We start from the raw sequence: 23,423 nt of genomic DNA on the forward strand, positions 1-23,423 counted from the left end.
ATGGGGGAAACATGAAAACAGCGAAAAAAAAATTTAAAATGCCTAATGCTTATACACTGATCATTATGTTTATAATTGTTTCAGCGATAGCGACATTTATCGTACCAGCAGGGGTTTATGACACTTATTTAGATGACGTTACAGGTAAAAAATTGGTGGATTCTACAACATATCATCAAGTGGAGAGAACACCTGTGGGTATAAGTGGATTCTTATTATCTATTCCGCAGGGCATGATGGGTGCGGCAAGCATGATTTTTCTTGTATTCTTGATCGGTGGTTTTTTCCAAATCATCAATGATACAGGGGCCATAGATGCAGCTATTAATGTTCTGGTTGAGAAATTGCAGGATAAATCATTTTTAGTAATTCCAATTGTCATGGCAATTATGTCTGTACTAGGAGCTCTAGGAATAATTGTAAATGCCGTTATTGCATTTATTCCGATAGGGATTGCACTGGCTAAGAAATTGAAAATAGATCCTGTGGCTGGGATGGCAATTATGTACTTAGGTGCTTTTACAGGGACGACAACAACACCGATGGGGTATTATAACACCATGTTGGCACAGACGATTTCTGGTCTGGAACCTCTATCTGGGTTTGCGTTTAGATCTGTTGTTTGGTTTATTGTATTCGTAGTAACAGTAATCTATGTCTTACGCTATTCTAAGAAAGTAAAATCAGATGTCAATAACAGTGTGCTCGAGGATTATCAACACAGTGATCACTCAGAGTTTGATGTGGAATCTCCTAAGTTTAACTGGAGACACGGAATTGTTTTAGTGGCACTTGTTGCAGGTTTTTCAATTTACTCTTATGGTTCCTTCAAACTGAAATGGGGCATTGATTATTTAAGTGCTACCATGCTAGCAGTTGCCTTAATCAGTGGTATTGTGACTAAAATGCATCCAGATGATATGTCTATATCTTTTATTGAAGGCTGTAAGAGCATGGTATTCGGTGCGCTTGTCATTGGATTTGCGAAATCAATTACCATTGTACTTACAGATGGTCAAATCATTCACTCAATTATCCATTACATGTCTATACCACTTCAACAATTGCCATCAGCATTATCGGCAGTGTGTATGTTCTATGTGAATTTGATCTTTAATTTCTTTGTGCCTTCTGGATCAGGGCAAGCTATGATTGTTATGCCACTTCAAGCACCGTTAGCAGACGTCGTTCATGTGAGTAGACAAGTAGCGGTTTCAGCTTATCTCTATGGTGATGGTTTTTCTAATACGATTATACCAACATCAGGCGTTTTAATGGGCGCACTGGGCGTTGCTAAGATTCCATGGGATAAATGGTTAAAATTCCAGTTGCCATTATTCGGTATGTGGACTCTAATCGGAACAGTGGCAATTGCAGTGGGCGTTCTCATTGGCTGGGCATAATGAGCAATTGCAAAATCATCCTTACGTGATTTTTTTATTTATTTAAATAATCAAAATTTATATGCACTTTAAACGGAAGTCACCCGCAATGGGTGGCTTTTTTTTCGTGTTGTTATCGCAATAAATCTGAGCAAGTCAGACAGTTTCTGGGTATATACGGAGAAAAATGAGCACATAGTGACACAATTATCAGAAAATTGTCAATCCTGTATTGACTTTACGATAATACAGAGTATACTAAAAAGAAAAAAAGTTGTTGAACAAGTTGTGAACTTGGTGAACAACTTATAAATTTGATGAATAAAAAACAAATAAATTACGAAGGGAGTATCTTATGGCTAGGCAAAAAATTAGTGGCAATAATAGTGAAAAGATTCCTTCATACGTGACTATTTACAACAAAATATATTCAGACATTATGAATGATATCTATAAAAATGGTGATTATCTACCCAGTGAATCCATTTTGACAAAACAGTATGGTGTCAGCAGAAATACGCTGAGACAAGCGCTGGCCATCATTCATGAAGATGGTCTCATCAGAAAACAGCAGGGGAAAGGTTCCATCATCACTAAAAACAAAAAGAAATACGATCGATTGCAAAAGGCATTTTTTAATCCCATGATTGAGTATGCTATTGATGAAGTGGATTCTATTGAAATTAACTATAATTTTGGGCCGCCAACTGAAATTGCAAGAACAAAGTTAGCCGTAGATAAAAATGAGATGCTTTTAGCCAGCAATAATATTTACTATTCTGCGGGTAAAGTCATTGGACATTCATTTGTGCAGATTCCATTGAGACACATAGAGGCCCTACAAGTTGATCTCAATAGAACGGAAGCTGTTTCTGAACTGCTCAATAAGACGATCTTTCAAATGTCCTATAGCGCCAATGTTTCCATAAGACTGGTTTTCGCAGAGGATCACATCACCCACTTTTTAAAGGTAAAAGAAAAAGAACCCGTCTTATATTTAGAGGAGATCTTATACAACGCGGATAATGAGAAGATTGGAAGATGTAAATTCTATTTTATCCCCAGTGCATATGAATTGGATTTATGGATTTAGCAATGATTAGTTTAATAGTTCAAAATCTGATCTTGAAATGAGATGGATATCTATTAGCTATTAAAAAATATAAAAGAGGAGGTAATAATGAAAGATTATTTTAAGATTACAACGAAAACGATTGTCGCAACAGGATTGGGTGCCGCTATTTTCACTTTATTATTTATGTATGTAAAAATCCCTTCACCTGTACCAGAAACAAGTTTTCAAACCGCATATGGACTCAGTGCATTCTTTGCTACTCTCTTTGGGCCTATTGCTGGCGGACTTATAGCTTTTATTGGTCATGCTCTCAGTGATTCCATTCAATACGGTTCTCCATGGTGGAGCTGGGTTATTGCAAGTGGTATGGCTTCTTTTATCTTCGGCTTCGCTTATAAGAGAACTTCTGTTGAAGAGGGAGAATTTAAAACGAAGAGCATCATCACTTTTAATGCAATTCAAATCCTTGGGAATGCAGTTGCGTGGTTGATTGTAGCCCCAGTCTTAGATATTGCAATATATAGTGAACCTGCGAATTTAGTATTTGCACAAGGTGCCATTGCAGCGGTGATGAACTCGATCAGTGCTGGTGTATTGGGGACGTTGCTGCTCATTGCGTATTCAGCAACTAAAGCTAAAAAGGGCAGCTTAAGCAAAAAATAATCAATGGATGGAGATGAAATATGAATGATAAACTAATCATTGAATTTAAAAATTTCTCGTTTCAATATTACAGTCAATCAGAGCCAACGCTTCACGATATCAATCTTAAAATTTACGAGGGTGAGAAAATTCTCATTGTTGGGCCAAGCGGCAGTGGCAAAAGTACTTTAGGCCACTGTCTAAATGGTTTGATCCCCTTTTCATATAGAGGCGTTACAGAGGGCTCTTTAAAAGTAAAGGGCAAAGAGACCAATGAACAGGATATTTTTAAATTGTCCAAGATTGTAGGGACTGTTCTTCAAGATTCCGATGGTCAATTCGTCGGGCTTACTGTGGGGGAGGACATCGCATTCGTAATGGAGAATGACAATACGCCCATAGATGAGATGAAAGAGCGCGTTTTAAAAGTATCTAAAATGGTGGATATGGACAAATGGCTGAGCTCATCACCTTATGAACTGTCTGGAGGGCAGAAACAGAGAACAGCACTTGCAGGCGTCATGATTGACGATGTAGATGTTCTTTTGTTCGATGAACCTTTGGCAAACTTGGACCCGGCAACAGGGAAGACAGCCATTGAAATTATTGACGATATACATCAAAAAACGAATAAAACGATTATCATCATTGAGCATAGGCTCGAAGATGTTCTTCACAAGGATATAGATCGAATTATTGTTGTAAATGAGGGCCGAATTATAGCGGATATGAATGCGCATGAATTGGTATCTTCTTCAATTCTAATAGAAAATGGGATAAGAGAACCGCTTTACGTGACGGCACTTAAATATGCTGGCGTAGCCGTGACACCAGAGATGAAACCGGGGCATATTTATACATTGGATACTTCTGCTGTGAACCAAGTCGTCAAGAATTGGCATTTATCTGTGGTGAAAGAGGCAAAGAGAACGTTAGATGAACCCATTCTCAAGATGGATGAGGTCACCTTTTCGTATGATGGTCGCAAAAAGATCCTTGAAAATATTAACATGGAGATTAGAAGGGGTGAAATGGTATCCGTAGTGGGTAGAAATGGCGCTGGTAAATCCACCCTTTCGAAATTGCTCTGTGGTTTTGAAAAAGAAGATCAAGGCACAATTTACTATTTAAAAGAGGATATCAAAGATAAAACTATAAAGGAAAGGGCAGAGCTCATCGGTGTTGTCATGCAAAATCCAAATCAAATGATCTCTAAGCCCATGATCTTTGATGAGGTGGCTCTGGGGTTAAAACTGAGAAATGTTGACCCTTCTGAGATAGAGGCAAGAGTGGAAAAAGTGTTGAAAATATGCGGTCTTGCGCCTTTTATAGACTGGCCGATTTCGGCACTGAGCTACGGACAAAAGAAAAGGGTTACCATTGCTTCCATATTGGTACTCAACCCGAGTATATTGATTCTGGATGAACCCACAGCAGGCCAAGATTATAAGCACTATAGCGAGATCATGTCTTTTTTGCAGGAGATCAATCAAACTGGCGTTACTGTGATCATGATCACACATGATATGCATCTGATGCTTGAATATACACCAAGGGCAATTGTGATCTCTGATGGTCAAAAAATCGCAGATACAGCTTCATCAGTGGTTTTAACAGATCGAAAAGTTATTGAAGATGCCAATTTAAAAGAAACATCCCTATACAACCTCGCACAAATGGTGGGGATTGAAGATGAAACGCGGTTCGTTCAAAATTTTATTGACTACGAAAGACAGGTGAGATAGATGAAGATGAAGCTATTTTCATATAATTTTGAGAACACTTTTGTGCACAATCTGTCTGGTCTGACAAAACTAATCTGTTTTCTATTTTTAACTTTTGCAGTGATGTTTTCTTATGATATAAGAGTGATTTTAAGTATATTGTTATTTTCTCTAGTGGTCTTTAGAATCTCTAAAATCAAGTTTAAACAAGTAAAACTCATGGTCATTTATGTTGCTATATTTATTTTTACAAATGCCATTATTTCTTTTTTCTTTGCGCCTGAGTATGGTGTGAAAATTTATGGGACTAAGCATGAAATCATAGCGATTACAAAATCGATATCATTGACATATGAGCAACTTTTTTTTCAAGTGACTAAGCTGTTCAAATATGCATCCGTTATCCCTTTTGGCATTATATTTTTACTCACTACTAATCCGAGTGAACTCGCTTCTGCCTTATCAGGTGTAGGCGTCAACTATAAGGCAGCATATGCAGTTGCACTAACGCTGAGGTATTTTCCGGATATACAGAGAGAATACTCGGATATAAGCCAAGCACAGCAGGCAAGAGGGCTTGACTTATCTCATAAAGCGAAATTTAAAGATCGATTTAAAAATGCACTTTTAATCATGGTACCACTTATTTTTTCCACGCTTTCAAGGATAGAACTGATCAGTAACGCCATGGATTTGCGTGGGTTTGGCAAAGGCAAGAAGAGAACTTGGTACAATATGAGAAATTTGAATAAAAATGATTACTTGGCGCTAGGCGTGTCAGTTTTTATATTTATCGTTTCACTCGGCGTATCGTTTTTTATCAACCATAGTAGATTTTATAATCCGTTTATTTAAGCGGTTAGAGATTAACAAGACTAGGGCGTGACGACGAGCAATAATCGTTGTTTAGAGGTGTTTTGCAATTATACAATGTCAAAAATCAACATATATAACAAAAGGAGGATGAGATGAAACCGATTTTAGTTTTTCAAACGGATTTTACTTACAAAGAAGGTGCAGTGAGTTCTATGTACGGTGTCGTCAAAACGGTGGATAGAGGCCTTGAAATCATAGATGGGACCCATGAGATACCACAGTATGACACTTGGAGCGCTTCGTATAGATTATATCAAACCATGAAATTTTGGCCTGAAGGAACAATCTTTGTATCCGTTGTGGATCCTGGTGTGGGCACTGGGCGTAGAGCTTCTGTTGCAAAGACGGCGAACGGGTACTATGTAGTGACTCCGGATAATGGTTCTTTAACACATTTAAAACACTTGGTTGGCATTACTGAAATAAGAGAGATTGACGAGACGGTTAACCGTTTAAGAGGTAAGAATACAGAAGGTGTTGGGATTTTCCACGGTAGAGATCTATTTGCATATTGTGCAGCGAAGTTTGCCAGTGGCATTATTGATTTTGAGGGGGTTGGACCAGCTTATCCAGTAGAAGAAATCGTTTCACATGAAATTCAAATGCCTAAACTCGAAGCTGGCGTGGTAAAGGGCATCTTTGAAATTGATGATCCTAACTTTGGGAATGTATGGACGAATATTCCACTGGAACTCTTCACAGAAGCGGGGTTTAAGTATGGGGATACCCTATGTTTAACCGTTGAAAATAAGGACGAAGTTGTTTTTAACCAAGCGGTGTTGTTCCAATATTCTTTTGGATTTGCTTCTAAGGGTGAACCGATTATATATAATAATGAACTTATGAAAATTGGCCTCGCTGTGAATCAAGGCAGTTTTTCGGAGCTATATAAGATTGGAACAGGTAAAGATTGGGTTGTCAAATTTGAGAAGTCTAAGGATTGCCTATGATCGTTAAAGCCCAAGAAACCGATAGAAAGGCAATTTTAGAATACTGTATGGATGAACCCAGTATCAATCTTTTTATCATTGGGGATATTGAACTCTATGGTTTTGATTCAGAGTTTCAGGAAGTATGGATACAGGAAACATCAGGAGTTATCCAAGGCATTATCTTAAGATATCACAACAATTTCATCTTATACAGCAAAGCTAAAATGAATTTCATTGAAATTTTAGAGTTGTTTAAAGCGTATAAAGTGGATCTTATCAGCGGCAAAGCCTCAGTTTTAAATAGTTTATATCCACTGGTGAGTGATCAGTATAATTTTAAAGAAATGAATTTTGCAGAGCTCTCGACAGATGCATTGCTTGTGAAAGCAACTTCAAATGTAACCATTGCAAAAGCTGAAGATGCCCCCGATATTGCTATGGCATATGGCCATATTCATGAATTTGAAAATCTTTATCCGGGTGGCTTTGAAGGTCGTCATAAGCAAATCTTAAATCGAATTGTTTCAAATGAAGGTGTGCACATGTTCATTAAAGAAAATGGTCAGATTGTAAGTCATGGCAATACAGCAGCAGAGACCAGTCAAAGTGCCATGATTGGCGGCGTAATGACTTTGCCAGATCAAAGGCGAAAGGGTTATGCCAAAACAGTCGTTTCGGCCATTTGTCAAAAGGTAATAAATGATGGGAAGAGAGCTTGTTTGTTTTATAATGGTGAAGCAGCGCAAAAGTTATTTGCTGCCTTGGGATTTAAGGACATTGATCAATGGGTTGTATTAGGAGGTAAAGATGAGTAAACTACTTGTATTACAAAGTGATTTTGGTTTATCAGATGGTGCTGTGGCGGCAATGATCGGCGTTGCACATGAAGTGGATGTTGATATAAAGATTAACAACTTAACGCATGATATAACGCCTTATAATGTTTGGGAAGCTTCTTACCGCTTGTTTCAAACGGCTGAATATTGGCCAGAAGAAACGGTCTTCGTATCGGTTGTGGACCCAGGTGTTGGCTCAAATCGAAAGAGTGTTGTCGTCAAGACAAAAAACAATCAATATATTGTAACTCCAGACAATGGGACTTTGACTCACATTAAAAAATATATTGGCATTGTCGCTGTAAGAGAAATTGAAGAAGCCCTTCACAGACGTAAAAATTCAGAGCATTCACATACTTTTCATGGAAGAGATGTTTACGCTTACACAGGTGCGAAACTTGCATCTGGCAAAATTGGTTTCGAAGAAGTAGGCCAAGAAATTGCAATAGATGACATTATTGAGGCAGAAATTGGCGAAGTGATCAGCACAGAGAAGAGTATTAAGGGCTGCATTGATATCTTAGATGTTAGATTTGGAAGCTTATGGACCAATATTCCAAGTGAAGCCTTCTTAAAACTTGGTTTTGAACGCGGTGAAAGAGTGGAAGTGCTCATTAAAGACAGAGAAAAAGTTATTTACAACAATCGAATTATCTATGGTAAATCCTTTGATGATGTCTATATTGGAGAGCAAATCGTCTATATGAACTCACTCTATAGAGTTGCTGTTGCCATCAACCAAGGCAATTTTGCAAGGGCATATAGTATTGGAACAGGTATCCACTGGACGATTGAGTTTAAAAAAATTTGATAATGATAGAGTTTAAAAGCATCATAAAGTGATTACAACGGTATTTGAAAAGACATCCCTCAAGCGAAAAGGCAGGATGTCTTTTTTATATCTCTAGAGATTTTTTTTGGATTTATCGAGTTCTGATCTATTGGGTTGTGATCTACTAATCGTTTTTATGGTGCCTCGAATTGCCAAATGAACAGGGAGTGAAATATGAGTTTGTTCTAAGGGTTCATCGTTTATTATTTTCATAAGCGTTTCAATTGTAATCTTTGCTTTTAGGCTGACATCTTGGTGAACACTACTGAGCTGTGGGGATAATAATTGAGCATATAAGTTGTCATCAAAACCAGCGATGGATAGATCATTTGGAATTGAAACGCCATGATCTATAAAATATCGCATGCCCTCAACAGCGAGTAAGTCCGAGAGAAAGAACATTGCATAATTTTTTTTGGTATATTTTAATAGATCATTAAACTTGCTTGCTCTTTTTTGAGGATCATTGCCCAATCGTATATAATATTTTTCATTATAAGGAATATCATATTCTTTAAGTGCTCTTTGATAGCCTATAAATCGGTGATGATCCACCCCAATATCTTGAGAAGCTAAAAGTAATATCTTCTCAAAGCCATTCTCAATGAGGTACCGTGTCATTTGGTATCCCCCACCTTCATCATCTAACCCCACATTGATATAATCATCATCCGATTCGTTGTATAAATCAATGGCGACAATTGGTTTTTCAGTTAGAGAGCGAATCTTTTGGTAATTGTTATACGTGAAAGTAATTGCCACCAAGCCATCTACATTCCAAGCCGCAGCCATTTTGAAAATATCATTCAGATCTTTAGAAGTGTACAGCATCATATAATAGCCAGCTTCTCGGATGTAAGTCTCCAGATAACCAACGATTTGGCCATAGAAAGGGTCCGAAAGGATTGTATTTTCATATTCTTTTGTAATATGAATGACGACGCCTATAATATGTGACTGTTTATTTGTAAGTGAACTCAAACCCATTCTTGGAATATACTTTTTTTCTCTTATCACTTTTTGTATGCGTTCAATATTATCACTAGATACTTTTTTTGTCTTTCCGTGAATGACATTCGAGACTGTTGTGGTGCTAACGCCAACGATATCTGCTATTTCTTTAATGGTGATCATAAGTGTGTTCCTACCTTTATAGTATTCGTACTGGTTTATGGCTAATCTTTATTCTACCCATTTTTATCCGTCATTTTAACCCAATTATAGCACTTAAGGTGTTTATACACAAGGATGATCACAGTTTGAAAAACGGAAAAACAGAAAAATAAATCTAGTTAATTCAATAGGTTATGTACATAACCTATTGAATGGTTTATTGTGATGTGATAGAATTTACCTGTAATTTGTAGGTTATATACATAACCTGTAAATAAAAGTGCATTAATGGGAATAAAGAGGAGGCTGTTATGAGAAGAATTTTAAGTTTAATACTGTGTGGGATGTTGATGATGAGTCTACTGTCAGGGTGTGGCCAATCTTCAACAAATGCAAAAAATGAAGGGGCATCAGATTTAGAAAGTGTGACTGTTGATATTTTTCAAAACAAATCAGAAGTGGCTCAGCAGCTAGAAGCCGCTGCAAAAACCTATATGGAGGCAAACCCAGGTGTCGTTATCAACATAGAAACAGTTCAAGGCAATGATTATAACACGGCATTGAAGGCAAAAATGTTAGTAAATGATGCGGTGGATATCATGGCACTGGGGGCGAATGATATTGTCAATAATTATAAGGACTATTTAGAAGATTTGTCAGATCAACCATGGCTTGCAAATGTATCTGATGGTCTGTTAGAAGATGCAAAGCTTGAAGGCAAGGTCGTTGGATTACCTGTTAATATAGAAGGTTATGGTATTGCATACAATAAGGCAATTTTTAGTGCAGCAGGTATTGATGCATCAAAACTGACTTCTTATGATGCCATTGATCAAGCTTTCAGTGATCTACAACAAAAGATTGATTCCGGGGCACTCAAGGCTGAATTTCCACAGCTTGAATCTGTTTTTGAATATGCTGCAAAGGAAAGTTGGGTAATGGGGCTTCATACGTTGAATATCCCAATGGCAAATGAATTAGGCAGTGCGAAAGCGGCACTGGAAGCAGATGAGATTGAATTAAAATACTCAAATGAGTTCAAAGATTTATTGACGCTTCTAACGCAATATACTTCTTCTAAAGAAGATTTAAAATTACTATTGGCAGTTGATTATTCAACCCAAATTGGTGGCGGACTTGCCATAGAGAGAGTAGCCGCAGTACAACAGGGGAACTGGATTGGACCTGAGGTAAAAAGTATTTCTCCAGAAGTGTATGAAAATCTTGATTTTTTACCATTACCTTTGAAAGGCGTTAAAGAAGATAGCATTGCAGTAGGGGTACCGGCTTATTGGTGTGTCAATAAGAATGCTGATGAAGCTACCAAAAAAGCAGCTAAAGATTTTATGAACTGGCTTTATCAATCAGATGAAGGCAAATCAATTGTTGTAAATCAACTCGGCTATATTCCAGCATTTAAAAATTATGATGGCGTTGAAATTACGGATCCATTGTCAGCTTCTATACAAAGATATGTTCGTGAAGGTAAAACGATGCCTTGGGTGTTTGGTGGATTTCCATCAGGCTATGAAGGTCAATCTGCTTCTGATATACAGGCCTATATTGGTGGTGAGACCACATGGGATGAATGTATTCAAGCTCTAAAAGACGACTGGAAAGCACTTAAAAAATAATACAAGGAAGAGAGGGCTGATCATGAAAAAATCCAACTGGGGATTCTGGGGTTTTATTGCACCAAGCTTATTGGCGTTTATCCTCGTACAATTGATTCCCACAATTACGGGTATCTATTATTCCTTTACGGATTGGGATGGCATTGGAAAATCCAAGACCTTCATTGGACTACGTAATTATAGTGAAGCTTTCACAACGGATTCTAAATTTCTACATGCTTTTATTTTCACATTTGCATTTACTCTATGTGCAGTAATTCTAGTCAATTTGATCGGATTTTTATTGGCATTACTGGTTACTATGAAATTTAAAGGCTCAAATCTATTAAGAGGCATATTCTTTATGCCTAACTTAATAGGTGGGATATTGCTGGGCTTCACGTGGCAATTTATATTTGTACAGATTTTTAGTGCCTTAGGTAAAAAATTAGGTATATCTTGGCTTTTAGGATGGCTATCAAATACTGAAACAGGTTTTGTGGGGCTTTTAATTGTGGTAACTTGGCAGCTTTCAGGTTATATGATGCTGATCTATATTGCACAGCTGCAAAATATTCCGAATTCTATTTTAGAAGCGGCGCAAATAGATGGTGCCAATGTATTTCATAGATTAAGACATATTATATTGCCTTTAGTGGCACCCGCTTTTACCATTGGCGTTTTTCTTACCATTTCAAATGCCTTTAAACTATTCGATCAAAATGTGGCTTTAACAAATGGGGGACCCGCTAATGGGACTCAGATGCTTGCACTCAATATTTACAATACTGCTTTTTTTGAGAGTCGATTTGGATATGCACAGTCAAAGGCAGTGATCTTCATGGTAGTCGTTGCAGGCATCTCACTGTTTCAATTAAAAATTGGGAAGAGCAAGGAGGTCGAACTTTAATGAAATATAAGGATCGCATTAAAGGTCTTATGATTTTAATGGGCGTTATTGTCGCCATTGCTTGGGTTGCGCCTGTGTTCATTCTTCTAAACAGTTCTTTTAAAAGCTTGAAAGAAATTTACATCAGCATTTTAGCTTTTCCTAAGGAAATTGTATTTTCAAACTATACTCAAGCATTTGAAAAGCTTGATTTTGTTCAATCATTCACAAATTCTATAATGATAACCGTGATATCGACTTTGATTATTATTTTGTTTTCTTCTATGACTGCGTGGGTATTAGTTCGAAATAAAAGCAAAAAAAGCACAATAATATTTATGCTGTTTGCATCTGCACTTTTGGTGCCCTTTCAATGTGTGATGTTACCACTTGTGGATTTGATGAGTCATTTGAATTTAATGAATCGCTTTGGGATTGTAATCATGTATTTAGGATTTGGGAGTAGCATGTCTGTGGTTTTATTCCACGGATTTATCAAAAACATTCCGCTTGAACTAGAAGAAGCTGCAATGATTGACGGTTGTAACATTTTTCAGACTTATTTTCACATCGTGCTGCCTTTGCTGAAACCCATTATGGTTACAGTGTCGATTATCAATGCCATGTGGATATGGAATGATTTTTTATTGCCTCAGCTTGTGATTAACAAAACAGGGTGGCAGACATTGCCTCTTAAAACATATCTCTTCTTTGGACAATTTGCAAAACGTTGGGATCTTGGAACTGCTGCTCTGATCATTGGCATGATCCCTATAATTGTATTCTATATAGCAAGTCAGAAGTATGTGGTTAAAGGTGTCACGGATGGCGCGATTAAATAGAATAATGAGATAAAGGAGTTAGATATGAAAAAGAAATGGTGGCAAGAGAGTGTCATTTATCAAATTTATCCCAGAAGTTTTATGGATAGCAATGGAGATGGCATTGGCGATTTAAAAGGTGTTACTCAAAAATTAGATTATTTAAAAGACCTTGGAATAGATGTAATCTGGTTATCTCCAGTTTATAAGTCTCCAAATGATGATAATGGTTACGACATAAGTGATTATCAAGAGATCATGACTGAATTTGGATCTATGGCAGATTTTGATTGTTTATTGGAAGAAGCTCATAAGCGTGGGCTGAAAATAATTATGGATTTGGTTGTGAACCACACTTCGGATGAGCATCAGTGGTTTAAAGAGAGTTGTAAATCGAAAGACAATCCATATAGAGATTTTTATATTTGGAAAGAGGGCAACGGAGATATGCCGCCTAATTCATGGGCTTCTTTCTTTGAAGGCTCTGCATGGGCGCATCATGAAGAGACAGATATGTACTATCTTCACTTGTTTTCTAAGAAGCAACCCGATTTAAATTGGGATAATAGAGTGGTTAGACAAAAAATATATGAGATGATGCAGTGGTGGTTGGATAAGGGAATCGATGGTTTCAGAATGGATGTGATCAATTTTATATCCAAAACACCTGGTTTTCCAAACGGTAAAAAGATTGAGGGAACACCCTATACTGAGAAAGAACCTTTTATTGTATGTGGCCCTCATTTTCATGAATACCTGAAAGAGATGAATCGTGAAGTGTTGTCTAAATACGATATTATGACAGTGGGTGAAACCCCTTCTATTTCAGTTGAAGAAGCTCAAAAAACAACAGATGTAAATGCCAATGAATTGAACATGGTATTTCAATTTGAGCATATGGATATTGAAAATGAAGGCAATTCTAAATGGAGTGATCGAAGATTTGAACTTATCGAGTTAAAGCATATTTTATCAAAATGGCAATATGGCTTAAATGACGTGGGTTGGAACAGTTTGTATTGGAATAATCATGATCATCCACGCGTCGTATCTCGTTTTGGTGATGATAAACAGTATTGGAAAGCATCTGCACAAATGCTGGCGACATGTCTTCATATGCTCAAAGGTACGCCTTATATCTATCAGGGTGAAGAGATCGGAATGACCAATGTCACGTTAGATCATATTGATGCCTATAAAGATATTGAAACCTTAAACGCCTATAAGAGATATACAGAAGAATTGGGATTCACTAATGAAAAAATGATGCGCTGTATTTACAATAGAAGTCGCGATAATGCGAGGACACCTATGCAGTGGAATGCACAGCCAAATGCAGGATTTTCAACTGGAAGCCCTTGGTTTGATGTGAATAAGAACTATAAAGAGATCAATGTTGAAAGTCAGCTTGAAGACAAAAAGTCTATTTTTCACTATTATAAAAAACTAATACAGCTCAGAAAATCGAATGAAGTCATCGTGTACGGAGATTATAAGTTATTAATGCCAGACGATACGAATCTTTTCGTCTATATGAGAAGTTTAAAAAATCAAAAGTTGCTGGTGATTTGTAATTTTAAAGGTGAGTCGGTTGATTTTACTGTACCAGAAGACGAAAAATTCCATGGTGAACCAAAGTGCTTGATTTCGAATTATGGAGATGTAGATTTTGATGTTCAACTTAAATTAAAACCATATGAAGCACTTGTCTTTTTATTTGATGAGGAAAAAAAAAATTAATTTAATGCATACGTTTTATATAAATATAAGCACCTGTGACTTCATTTAAATCACAGGTGCTTTTTAATGTCATTAGTTTTCGTCCAGCTTTGAGGCCGAAATGTTTAACCTCAAGCAACATCAGCGAAAAGCGGTTCGATGCATTGCAAGATGGCTCAAATGTTGTTTCGTTCAACGATCGAGTTTATAATCAAAAGATATTTTAATAATTCGGCTTGGCCGTCCTGTGCCGGTTTCACTTTTCTTTCCAACCACCGTCATGTAGCCTGAATACTCAAGCTTATCTAGGATTCTATCCACACTTCTCTTAGAGATTTCAAGATATGTCGCCAGTTCTTTTGGGGTGAAAATGTCCTTTTGCTGATCGATATAGCATTGAATCCTGAAAATAGTATCAATGCTGATCCCGGTGGACTCCGATACTTTTAAGAATTTATCGTCTATTTTTAAAGTGCGCTTTTCTTTAGAGGGAATGGTGTTTAATATGGGACCGATATATACGCCTTCATTTACAGCATAACAGTGGTTGCCGCCACTCTTTTGTGCTTTGAGCATTCCAAGATTAGCATTATAATTTGCCTCTCTTGCTGTGATGCCGTAGCCAATACCAACGCTTATGGTACTTGAAGTGCTTGAAGAGACGTCATCGAGCAATGCCATATGTTGCAATTTCTCAGTTTCGTTTTCCAATATGTTTTTAGTACTGAAGAGCAAATAACCTCTTTTTCCAATTTCAATTACGGTGGCTTGAATGCGTTGTGCGAACAGATAGATTTTTTCGGTGACTTTTATCTTTTCTGTCATCATTTGATAGTCATTTTCAGTGATAATTGAATACTCATTGGTTTGATCAATCTCGATTGCAAGTACAACGATTTGGCTAGATTCATTAATGCGTGATCTGATTTTGAGTTCCAATTTTTGAACCGCTTGATGCACATCTTCAAAGGTGGTTTCAGAGAGCATACAGGGAATGCCCTTGCTCTTTAAATCTGCATAAATGCTGGGGAACTCAGTGATACAGACGGATACTTTTTTCTTATAATAGTTGTAGAGATGAAAATGATTGATCTCATTTGCAAAATGAGGATTGAAGATATCGGGTTTTATTTCATAAAATTGATACTCATTTTTTTGAAGACCAATTTCTGAATAAGCGTTGATAATGGATTTTTCATTAAAACAATCCACACTGATGTGAAGGGGATCATATTTTTTTTGAACCGCTATTTTAAGCAATAATCTTTGCAATTGAATATGATTTCTATCCACATAGACCCATGGATTTTTTGAGTGCATGGCATGGTTGACGATATCATAGGAGACTTTACTGCTAAAGATTACGGCGTCTAAGTTGGATTCTTGAACATGTAAATATTGAATAATATTTGGAATTTGCTCGAAGATGGAAAATTCAATTTTAAAGGTTTTGACGTCTTCGAAAAAGTTTTGCAAATATTGATCCATGAGCACCAAACTGTCTTGTGGTCCTATAATGCCTATTTTGAGCATATAGCCTCCTGTTTAAACTTTTTAATAAGAACATTATATAAGGCGAAAATATTAAAGTCAATAAAAGCAAACTTGTATAGTGTATACATAAATAATGGTTTTAGTTTTAAGGGATATTCTATTCTAAATGGCTGAAAATAAAAGATTACTGCAACTGATCAAAGTTAAAGTCATTTAAAGACAATATTCAGTCAAGCCGATGAATGCTACAATAAAGGCAAATAGGAATGGAGGGCTTACAAATGGTTAAATATGTAGCGGAACCTTTTAAAATTAAAATGGTAGAACCATTAAAAATGACAACGAGAGCAGAACGCGAGGAAAAATTAAAAAAGGCAAATTACAATCTATTTGGACTTGATTCTGATGACGTCTATATTGACTTCTTAACCGATAGTGGTACAGGCGCAATGAGTGATACTCAATGGGCTGGTATAATGTCAGGTGATGAGTCTTATGCTGGTGCGAGAGGTTATAGAAGACTGATGGAAACGGTACAGGATATTTTTGGTTACAAATATGCTCAACCGGTTCATCAAGGTAGGGCAGCTGAACAAGTATTGTTCCCATGCGTGCTTCAAAAAGGTCAAAAGTGTATTTCTAACATGCATTTTGATACCACAAGAGGTCATGTGGGTTTATTAGGTGCTAAAGCAGTGGATTTAGTCGTAGCAGCGGCAAAAGATACACAGACTTATGTGCCGTTTAAAGGCAACATGGACTTAGAAAGACTTGAAAAAGAAATCGTTGAAACAGGTGCAGAGAATGTAGGTCTTATCATCATGACTATTACGAACAACTCTGCCGGTGGACAACCCGTTTCTATGGAAAACATCAGAGAAACACGCAAGATTGCAGATAAATATGGTATTACAATGATTCTCGATGCTGCAAGATATGCAGAGAATGCATACTTTATCAGTCAACGTGAAGAAGCTTACAAAGATGCTTCTATTAAAGACATCATTAAAGAAATGTTCAGTTATGCAGATGCATTTACAATGAGTGCTAAAAAAGACGCCATTGTAAACATGGGCGGCTTAATTGGCGTGAAAGATGATGAAGCACTTTATACTAAAGTAAAAGGTCTTACGATTCCATATGAAGGTTTTGTGACTTATGGCGGACTTGCAGGCAGAGATTTAGAAGCATTATCCATTGGTTTATACGAAGGCATTGAAAAGGATTTCTTAAAATACAGAATTGGGCAAGTTGAATATCTAGGTGGTAAATTGAAAGAAGAAGGCATTGCATTCCAATATCCAGTGGGAGGTCATGCGGTGTTCTTAGATGCAAAAGCATTGCTGCCACATATTCCATATAATGAATTCCCTGGACATGCACTTGCATGCGAACTCTATTTAGAAGCAGGCATTAGATCTTGTGATATTGGTTCTTATCTACTTGATTTAGATCCTGAAACCGGGGAACAATTAGAAGCTGAAATGGAATTTACAAGACTTGCAATACCAAGAAGAGTTTATACTCAAGCGCATTTCGATGTGGTTGTGGAAGCTTTAAAAGAAATTAAGAAAAAAGCAGATCAAATTCCGGGATACCAAATCACATGGCAACCACCAGTATTGAGACACTTCACTGCTAAATTGGTACCTATTAAAAAATAGAAAAATGAAAGCGTAAAATAAATTGATAAAAGTAAAACGCTCTAACCGTAATGGTCAGAGCGTTTTAATATTATTGAATAAGATTTGAGTCAAAAGCTGTGATGAGGATTCAAACAGCGTCAGCGAAAATCGGTTCGAGACATCGAAAGATGGCTCAAATGTTGCTCAAGCTATTTCAAGTCGTTTATTTAAGCAAGTAAGAATCCAAAAGAAATACAAATGACGCAGGCAATTACAATGAAGATTCCCAAAGTGGCAAGGCCCTTTGTCCAAATGAATTTAGTTGTGATTTCTTCACGGCCAAGCAATAACGGTGCATAGGCTATGGAACCATTGGTCAAGAAAGCACACATTGCGCCAAGGATACTTGCTGCGGCCAATACTGTAGCATTGACCATACCTGCATTTTGCATTTGACATGCAATTGGAAATGCAATAGCATTGATGGTGAAGCTCACTGGCATACCATTGGTTAGATTCGTAAATGTAGCCGATAAAACAACACTGAGGATGACTAATACTGGCCAACTATTGGATCCAAGCACAGGCGCAAGAACAGTCATAATAGCTGGTTTTATACCATATGCATCTGATGCGATTGCCCTTCCGCAGATTGTAAAGAGGCCGGCAACTGTAATGATGCCCCACATTGTTTTGGATTGTAATATTTTGGTTGCGTCGATAAAAGGTGTGCCCTCTTTAGTTTTTAAGATTGCCAAGAAGCCATAGACTGCGATCCAAATCCAAACATTACCAATTCTGTTGTAATAAGCGTAAATTGTGCTTTCAGGGTTGGTAATGAATAGCCCTGCTAAGAGATAGACAATACACACGATCATAAAGCTTAGCAAAACTTTTTGTCTTGAGTTTAATTTTAAATCTTCTTCTTTAATATCCATATTGGAAAATCTAAATTCTTTTAATGGCGTCATATCAATTTTCCAGATATACTTACTAAAAATAACAAACGTAACTAATAATAAGGTCAAGATGCTTAGTGTGGTGATCAAATATGCTCCATTGTCAAATTGAAGCCCATTTTCAGCCATAATACCACTAATGATTGCAATAGAAGAAAGATGAATGCCTCTAAAAGGGAGTGCATATGATCCCATAGCGGCAAGATAAGTCCCTAATAGCATGATGCGTTTTAGATCTGTGTTCTTTTCGACACCGCATAATTCAGCGATACTATCGATTAAAGGAAACATTAGAACCAACATGAGTGTCGGTGTGATAAAGAGTGCTGTGAATCCTAAAATAGCCATGAAGAGTGTCAATAGTAGGCGCGTTGGATGTCCTGTTATAAACTTAAACTTTAATAATTTTGGAACCAAAAGATTGAAAACGCCACTATCGGCAACAGCACCAGCAAGTGCCATTACCCAAATGATTTGTTGAATAGATGGATTACCAAACCATGTGGCTAGAATACCTGCTCCAGTATCGAATCCCCCCCAAACTAATGAAAACAGGCCCAAAAGTGAAGGCCAAAATACTTGACCCGTAGTGATAGTAGCAAGTAGAACACCAAAAAAAGTACCCAAAACTGTGATTCCTAATTCGTTGATTCCAGCAAAAGGTTTAACCACAAGGCGAAATCCGAACATTAAGAGAATTGATACAATTACCCAGAAATAGTAAAAAGTGTTTTTGCTTTTTGCGGAGGTTGTAAACATAAAATACATCCTTTCTTAAACTTATTTTACTTTTTTATTTTGCTGAGCTGAAGTATGGTGTTAAATATGAGTAGCATCATATAGCTTAAAAGCAAGATTATTTTAGCCCCAACAAAAATAATCTCTGATGTTGATTGAATTTTATCATACAATATTTAATTATTCAATGATTAATAATACAAAAATTTATTATAATTAAAGTTACTATATACATATTTATTATAAAAGAATTTAGATTTATTTCAAAAGGACTTAGAACATTGGAATCGAAGGGCCACTAAAGGTTTCAATGGAGGCAGAACCCCATAAGTAAAATATGTGGCAAAAGGGTTAGTTGACTTTTTTTAAAGGGATAGGTATACTGAGTAGGAGATAGTCAATTAATGGATAATTCAAGGTAATATAAGATTTTTCAAAAACACTATGATTAAATGATATGACTAAATGAGATTAAAGGAAAGTGAATGAAAATGAGTGAGATTAAAGAAAGAAAACCAGATGCTGTAAATGATAATGTAGATCCAAAATTGAGAAAAAAAATCTTGGATACTTTAGATAATCAATCTGCTATTAACATTCAAATGAATTTTTGGTTCAATGAAATGATGAAATATCATGGCGTGAATTATTCAGAATATCGCATTATCAGACTTTTGACAAAATATCCTGATGGTGTGGAACCTTCTGTAATTGCAGATAAGCTAGCAATTCTAAGACAAACTGTAACGAATATGGTGGACAATTTGCAGAATTCTTTTTTTGTAGAGAGAATTCCTCATCCAGTGGATAGAAGACGTATTTACGTGAAGTTAACCCCAGAGGGACAAACCTTGGCGGGCAAGCTTATGGATGAAATGGAAAAGGTGCAGATCAACGTCTTATCCAAGTTTACCACTGAAGAAATGCTAGAATATCTAGAAATTAGAACGAAGATCATTGAGTACACTGAAAGTGAAATAAAGTGTAGATATATTGAAGAATGTAAAGAGTAGCGATAGAACCTGTTTCCAACTAATGGAATCAGGTTTTTTTTTAAAACAACAAGATTTGAGCCGAAAGCTGTGCTGAGGGATGTTCACCCTCAAACAGCGTCAGCGAAAATCGTTTTGGGGCATCAGAGATGACACAAATGTTGTTATAAGATCAAATGATATTAAAAATGAAAAAAAGCATTGAAAGAAAAAAACAACTGTGATAGTATTTGATTATAAAATATTTGATTATTTTAAATTTTATAATAATCTATTGGCATAAAGCCGATTTATTATTAGCGTTTAAGGAGGAGTAATTAATGAGTAAGGTAATCATGGAACCGTCAAGGCAGATTCCAATCCTTGATGAAGCAGATGTTGTGGTTATTGGTTCAGGACCAGCGGGACATTCTGCAGCGGTTGCAGCAGCAAGAAGCGGCGCAGGAAAAGTAATTCTTGTTGAGCGTTACAACCATTTAGGTGGTATGGCAACTGGCGGATTTGTACTTCTAGTACCACATCTCTCTTTTGGCGGCACAATTATGTCGGGTGGATTGCAGCAAGAATGGATTGACCGCATGGAGAAACTCAATTATGGTGCTGTTGGCCCTACTAAAGAGTCTGTGGGTAGTGTGGATCCAGAGCTCATCCAGAAATGGGCAGGGTACTGGGGATTTGTACTCAATGATAATATCAATTATGGTGCATATTTAGACCCCGACCAACTTAAAGTCGTGTTAGATGAGATGATTAATGAACAAGGCGAGAAAATTACCACTTATCTACATGGATGGGCTGTTGGTGCAGTTATGGATGGTGACGCCATTAAAGGTGTTATCATTGAAAGCAAGGAAGGGCGTCAAGCGATTATGGGAAAGGTTGTCATCGACTGTACTGGTGATGCAGATATCTGTGCATTTGCAGGGGGTGGATTTGATGAGGATCGTGATAAGTCTCTAAGAAGCGCGTCTATGGCAGCAGTATATCGTTTAGGTGGCGTTGACTTTAAGCATTTTGCAGATTGGAAAGTGAAAAATTTTAAAGAATGGTATGAAGTTCATATGGCAAATATGGCGAAAATTACAGGCTTTAAAATGTCTCCACACGCAACACCTCGTAATGATCAATGTTGGATCAATAACTGGATTCCTAAGTATTGTCTCAATATTAAAGATCTCACAAGCGTCGATATGAGCGTTAGAAAAACAATGTATGAAGCGATTGACTATCTTAAGGAAAATATTCCTGGCTTTAAAGATGCATTTCTAATTGATATAGCACCTCAAACAGGAACGCGTGGCAGTAGAAGAATTCACGGCATGTACAAATTGACTAAAGATGACTTAGATAACACTTATGCGCATGAAGACACCATTTCTGTTGTACCCCCATTTAACTTTGGTGTTTGTCAGACGCCAACTGAAATTCCGTATCGCGTAATGGTACCAGTAAAAATTGAGAATTTACTTGTGGCAGGACGTTCATTCTCTTCCTCCCATGAAGCTAATGACTGGTCCAACTTAATACCACATTGTGCGAACTTAGGGCATGCAGCAGGTGTTGCGGCAGCAATAGCAATAAAAGATGGCACGTCGGTTAGAGATGTTAATATTCAAAAAGTCCAAACCGTATTAAAAGATCAAAACACATATTTGCCAAGATAAAAGAGTGAATGTATAGATCAAGTTAAAAATGAGTTTTTTGAGCTGAAGTGGATGCTTATTAAAGCCCCAATCTTATAATAAGCTATCGCGAAATTAAATAATTCCCGGCACGTACTTCTGTCGGGAGTTATATTTATCCTTTAAAGTTAGAGCGTAGAGTACGATAAAAAGGAGGTGCAATTTTGTCTGTAAAAGCTTTTATAATTGAAATAGATGAAAATGAAGAGGCAAAAGAAGCGCATATAAAAGAGAAACACGCAAAAGAATTGTGTTTAAAAGAAGAAGAGCAAAAGGCGATTCCAGAGGCGGAAAAGAGCACTCCAGAGGCGCAAGAGACAACAGGAAATCTCAAGTTTATTGTACCGGGTTGCGCTACGGGCAATGCATGCAACAAATGCGGCAACTGTCACTAAATCAGTGATAAACTCATAAATTATGAGTACGATCATTGTATTCGAGGTATCATTTTTATTAAAGCACATATGTGGTGAAAAGGATGAGGAGAACAGGGATGGTATTTAAAAATTTTGACGAACTCGTAAATGCTGTGCAAAAATCAGAGCAGATTAAGAAAGTGGTCGTTGTATCTGCACATGAAGAACATACGATTCAAGCTGTTTTAAAAGCTCAAAAAGATCGTATTTTAAGTCCAATATGGATAGGGGATAAACCTAAAATTGAAGCCATACTTCATGAACTCGACGAAACGGTTGACGGTCATGAAATCATCCATGTGCCTGATGATGTAGAAGCTGCAGAGTTGGCAGTTAGCTTAATTCATCAAAATAGAGCAGACTTTATTATGAAAGGAAAGATACAGACTGCTGATCTTTTAAAAGCAGTTGTCAACAAGGAGAATGGCCTTGGCATGGGCACGATAATGTCTCATTTTGCAATCAACGAAATCCCTCAATATCACAAGTTAGTGGTGACAACGGATGGAGGCATGGTCATGTATCCAAACTTGATACAAAAAAAACAAATTATCCAAAATGCTGTAAAGACATTGAAAATACTTGGATATGATTGTCCTAAAGTTGCGGTTCTCGCGGCAATAGAGACTGTAAATGCAAAGATGCCAGAGACAGTTGATGCAGATCTTTTAAAGAAAATGAATCAAAGTGGCGAAATTGAGAACTGTATTGTGGAGGGTCCAATATCTTATGATTTGGTTATGAGTCGATCTTCTGCTGCAATAAAAAATTATCAAAGTCCCATTGTTGGAGATGCAGATATTCTAGTAGTGCCGAATATAACGGTGGGCAATATTTTAGGAAAGTCACTGGTCTATTCGGCAGGGGCGAAAATGGCAGGATTTGTCGTTGGCGCCAAAGTGCCTATTGTATTGACGTCAAGAGGCTCAACTTCAGAAGAAAAATATCTTTCTTTAGTTTTAGCGGCATCCGTTGCTTAAATACTTCAAGAAATAGGGTATTATATATAAATAGAAAGTCTATGAAATGAAAAGCATATAAATAATGAAAAGCATCTAAATTT

Annotated in this window: 20 protein-coding genes; 17 read left to right on the forward strand and 3 right to left on the reverse strand. The window is 36.9% G+C overall.

The window, feature by feature from the left end:
• Window positions 1–11: 11 nt before the first annotated feature.
• From ISU02_RS05330 to ISU02_RS05365, 8 genes are all read left to right on the forward strand, one after another.
• Complete coding sequence (locus ISU02_RS05330; protein ID WP_194700770.1) at window positions 12–1,403, forward strand: YfcC family protein; 1,392 nt, start codon at window positions 12–14, stop codon at window positions 1,401–1,403.
• A 334-nt stretch (window positions 1,404–1,737) separates the two neighbouring features.
• A complete protein-coding gene (locus ISU02_RS05335) occupies window positions 1,738–2,475 on the forward strand; it encodes a GntR family transcriptional regulator (RefSeq protein ID WP_194700771.1) in 738 nt (245 codons plus the stop codon).
• A gap of 87 nt (window positions 2,476–2,562) precedes the next feature.
• Entirely contained in the window at window positions 2,563–3,120 is a 558-nt protein-coding gene (locus ISU02_RS05340) for an ECF-type riboflavin transporter substrate-binding protein (RefSeq protein WP_194700772.1), read from the forward strand.
• A 20-nt stretch (window positions 3,121–3,140) separates the two neighbouring features.
• Complete coding sequence (locus ISU02_RS05345) at window positions 3,141–4,844, forward strand: ABC transporter ATP-binding protein (protein ID WP_194700773.1); 1,704 nt, start codon at window positions 3,141–3,143, stop codon at window positions 4,842–4,844.
• On the forward strand, window positions 4,845–5,678 hold the full coding sequence (locus ISU02_RS05350) for an energy-coupling factor transporter transmembrane component T family protein (protein WP_194700774.1): 834 nt from the start codon (window positions 4,845–4,847) through the stop codon (window positions 5,676–5,678).
• Between the two features lie 113 nt (window positions 5,679–5,791).
• Window positions 5,792–6,649: an SAM hydrolase/SAM-dependent halogenase family protein gene (locus ISU02_RS05355; protein WP_194700775.1), complete on the forward strand. Its 858-nt coding sequence runs from the start codon at window positions 5,792–5,794 to the stop codon at window positions 6,647–6,649.
• Window positions 6,646–7,446: a GNAT family N-acetyltransferase gene (locus tag ISU02_RS05360; protein WP_194700776.1), complete on the forward strand. Its 801-nt coding sequence runs from the start codon at window positions 6,646–6,648 to the stop codon at window positions 7,444–7,446. Before ISU02_RS05355 ends, ISU02_RS05360 begins: the two co-directional genes overlap by 4 nt.
• Window positions 7,439–8,278 (forward strand): SAM hydrolase/SAM-dependent halogenase family protein, encoded by an 840-nt coding sequence (locus ISU02_RS05365; protein WP_194700777.1) that lies wholly within the window; start codon window positions 7,439–7,441, stop codon window positions 8,276–8,278. The genes ISU02_RS05360 and ISU02_RS05365 overlap by 8 nt, the downstream gene beginning before the upstream one ends.
• Before the next feature lie 93 nt (window positions 8,279–8,371).
• Here ISU02_RS05365 and ISU02_RS05370 read toward each other — a convergent pair whose 3' ends face one another.
• Window positions 8,372–9,433 carry a LacI family DNA-binding transcriptional regulator gene (locus ISU02_RS05370; RefSeq protein WP_194700778.1) on the reverse strand — a complete coding sequence of 354 codons (1,062 nt, stop codon included), beginning with the start codon at window positions 9,431–9,433 and terminating at the stop codon, window positions 8,372–8,374.
• 290 nt (window positions 9,434–9,723) lie between these two features.
• Here ISU02_RS05370 and ISU02_RS05375 point away from each other — a divergent pair, with 290 nt between their 5' ends.
• The 4 genes from ISU02_RS05375 to ISU02_RS05390 are packed head-to-tail and all read left to right on the forward strand — an operon-like array spanning window position 9,724 to window position 14,475.
• Window positions 9,724–11,046 carry an ABC transporter substrate-binding protein gene (locus ISU02_RS05375; protein ID WP_194700779.1) on the forward strand — a complete coding sequence of 441 codons (1,323 nt, stop codon included), beginning with the start codon at window positions 9,724–9,726 and terminating at the stop codon, window positions 11,044–11,046.
• Window positions 11,047–11,068: 22 nt separating this feature from the next.
• Window positions 11,069–11,935 carry a carbohydrate ABC transporter permease gene (locus ISU02_RS05380; RefSeq protein ID WP_194700780.1) on the forward strand — a complete coding sequence of 289 codons (867 nt, stop codon included), beginning with the start codon at window positions 11,069–11,071 and terminating at the stop codon, window positions 11,933–11,935.
• A complete protein-coding gene (locus tag ISU02_RS05385) occupies window positions 11,935–12,756 on the forward strand; it encodes a carbohydrate ABC transporter permease (RefSeq protein ID WP_194700781.1) in 822 nt (273 codons plus the stop codon). Before ISU02_RS05380 ends, ISU02_RS05385 begins: the two co-directional genes overlap by 1 nt.
• A gap of 24 nt (window positions 12,757–12,780) precedes the next feature.
• Window positions 12,781–14,475 (forward strand): glycoside hydrolase family 13 protein, encoded by a 1,695-nt coding sequence (locus ISU02_RS05390; protein ID WP_194700782.1) that lies wholly within the window; start codon window positions 12,781–12,783, stop codon window positions 14,473–14,475.
• A 171-nt stretch (window positions 14,476–14,646) separates the two neighbouring features.
• Here ISU02_RS05390 and ISU02_RS05395 read toward each other — a convergent pair whose 3' ends face one another.
• The gene (locus ISU02_RS05395; RefSeq protein ID WP_194700783.1) at window positions 14,647–15,987 is read right to left on the reverse strand and encodes an HTH domain-containing protein; all 1,341 of its coding nucleotides are present in this window, start codon (window positions 15,985–15,987) and stop codon (window positions 14,647–14,649) included.
• 242 nt (window positions 15,988–16,229) lie between these two features.
• Between ISU02_RS05395 and ISU02_RS05400 the strand changes: the two genes are divergently transcribed.
• The gene (locus tag ISU02_RS05400; RefSeq protein WP_194700784.1) at window positions 16,230–17,612 is read left to right on the forward strand and encodes a tryptophanase; all 1,383 of its coding nucleotides are present in this window, start codon (window positions 16,230–16,232) and stop codon (window positions 17,610–17,612) included.
• 188 nt (window positions 17,613–17,800) lie between these two features.
• On the opposite strand, the gene ISU02_RS05405 is transcribed toward ISU02_RS05400, so the two are convergent.
• Complete coding sequence (locus tag ISU02_RS05405; RefSeq protein WP_194700785.1) at window positions 17,801–19,291, reverse strand: SLC13 family permease; 1,491 nt, start codon at window positions 19,289–19,291, stop codon at window positions 17,801–17,803.
• A gap of 470 nt (window positions 19,292–19,761) precedes the next feature.
• Between ISU02_RS05405 and ISU02_RS05410 the strand changes: the two genes are divergently transcribed.
• The 4 genes from ISU02_RS05410 to ISU02_RS05425 all read left to right on the forward strand — a co-directional run bounded on the left by ISU02_RS05410 (window position 19,762) and on the right by ISU02_RS05425 (window position 23,340).
• Complete coding sequence (locus ISU02_RS05410; protein WP_194700786.1) at window positions 19,762–20,283, forward strand: MarR family winged helix-turn-helix transcriptional regulator; 522 nt, start codon at window positions 19,762–19,764, stop codon at window positions 20,281–20,283.
• A 299-nt stretch (window positions 20,284–20,582) separates the two neighbouring features.
• Complete coding sequence (locus ISU02_RS05415; RefSeq protein ID WP_194700787.1) at window positions 20,583–21,926, forward strand: FAD-dependent oxidoreductase; 1,344 nt, start codon at window positions 20,583–20,585, stop codon at window positions 21,924–21,926.
• A 182-nt stretch (window positions 21,927–22,108) separates the two neighbouring features.
• Complete coding sequence (locus ISU02_RS05420) at window positions 22,109–22,339, forward strand: hypothetical protein (RefSeq protein ID WP_194700788.1); 231 nt, start codon at window positions 22,109–22,111, stop codon at window positions 22,337–22,339.
• Window positions 22,340–22,437: 98 nt separating this feature from the next.
• Window positions 22,438–23,340 carry a bifunctional enoyl-CoA hydratase/phosphate acetyltransferase gene (locus tag ISU02_RS05425; RefSeq protein ID WP_194700789.1) on the forward strand — a complete coding sequence of 301 codons (903 nt, stop codon included), beginning with the start codon at window positions 22,438–22,440 and terminating at the stop codon, window positions 23,338–23,340.
• Window positions 23,341–23,423: the final 83 nt, after the last annotated feature.

The organism is Fusibacter ferrireducens, assembly GCF_015352425.1.
In the GTDB taxonomy this organism is placed as follows: domain Bacteria; phylum Bacillota; class Clostridia; order Peptostreptococcales; family Acidaminobacteraceae; genus Fusibacter_A; species Fusibacter_A ferrireducens.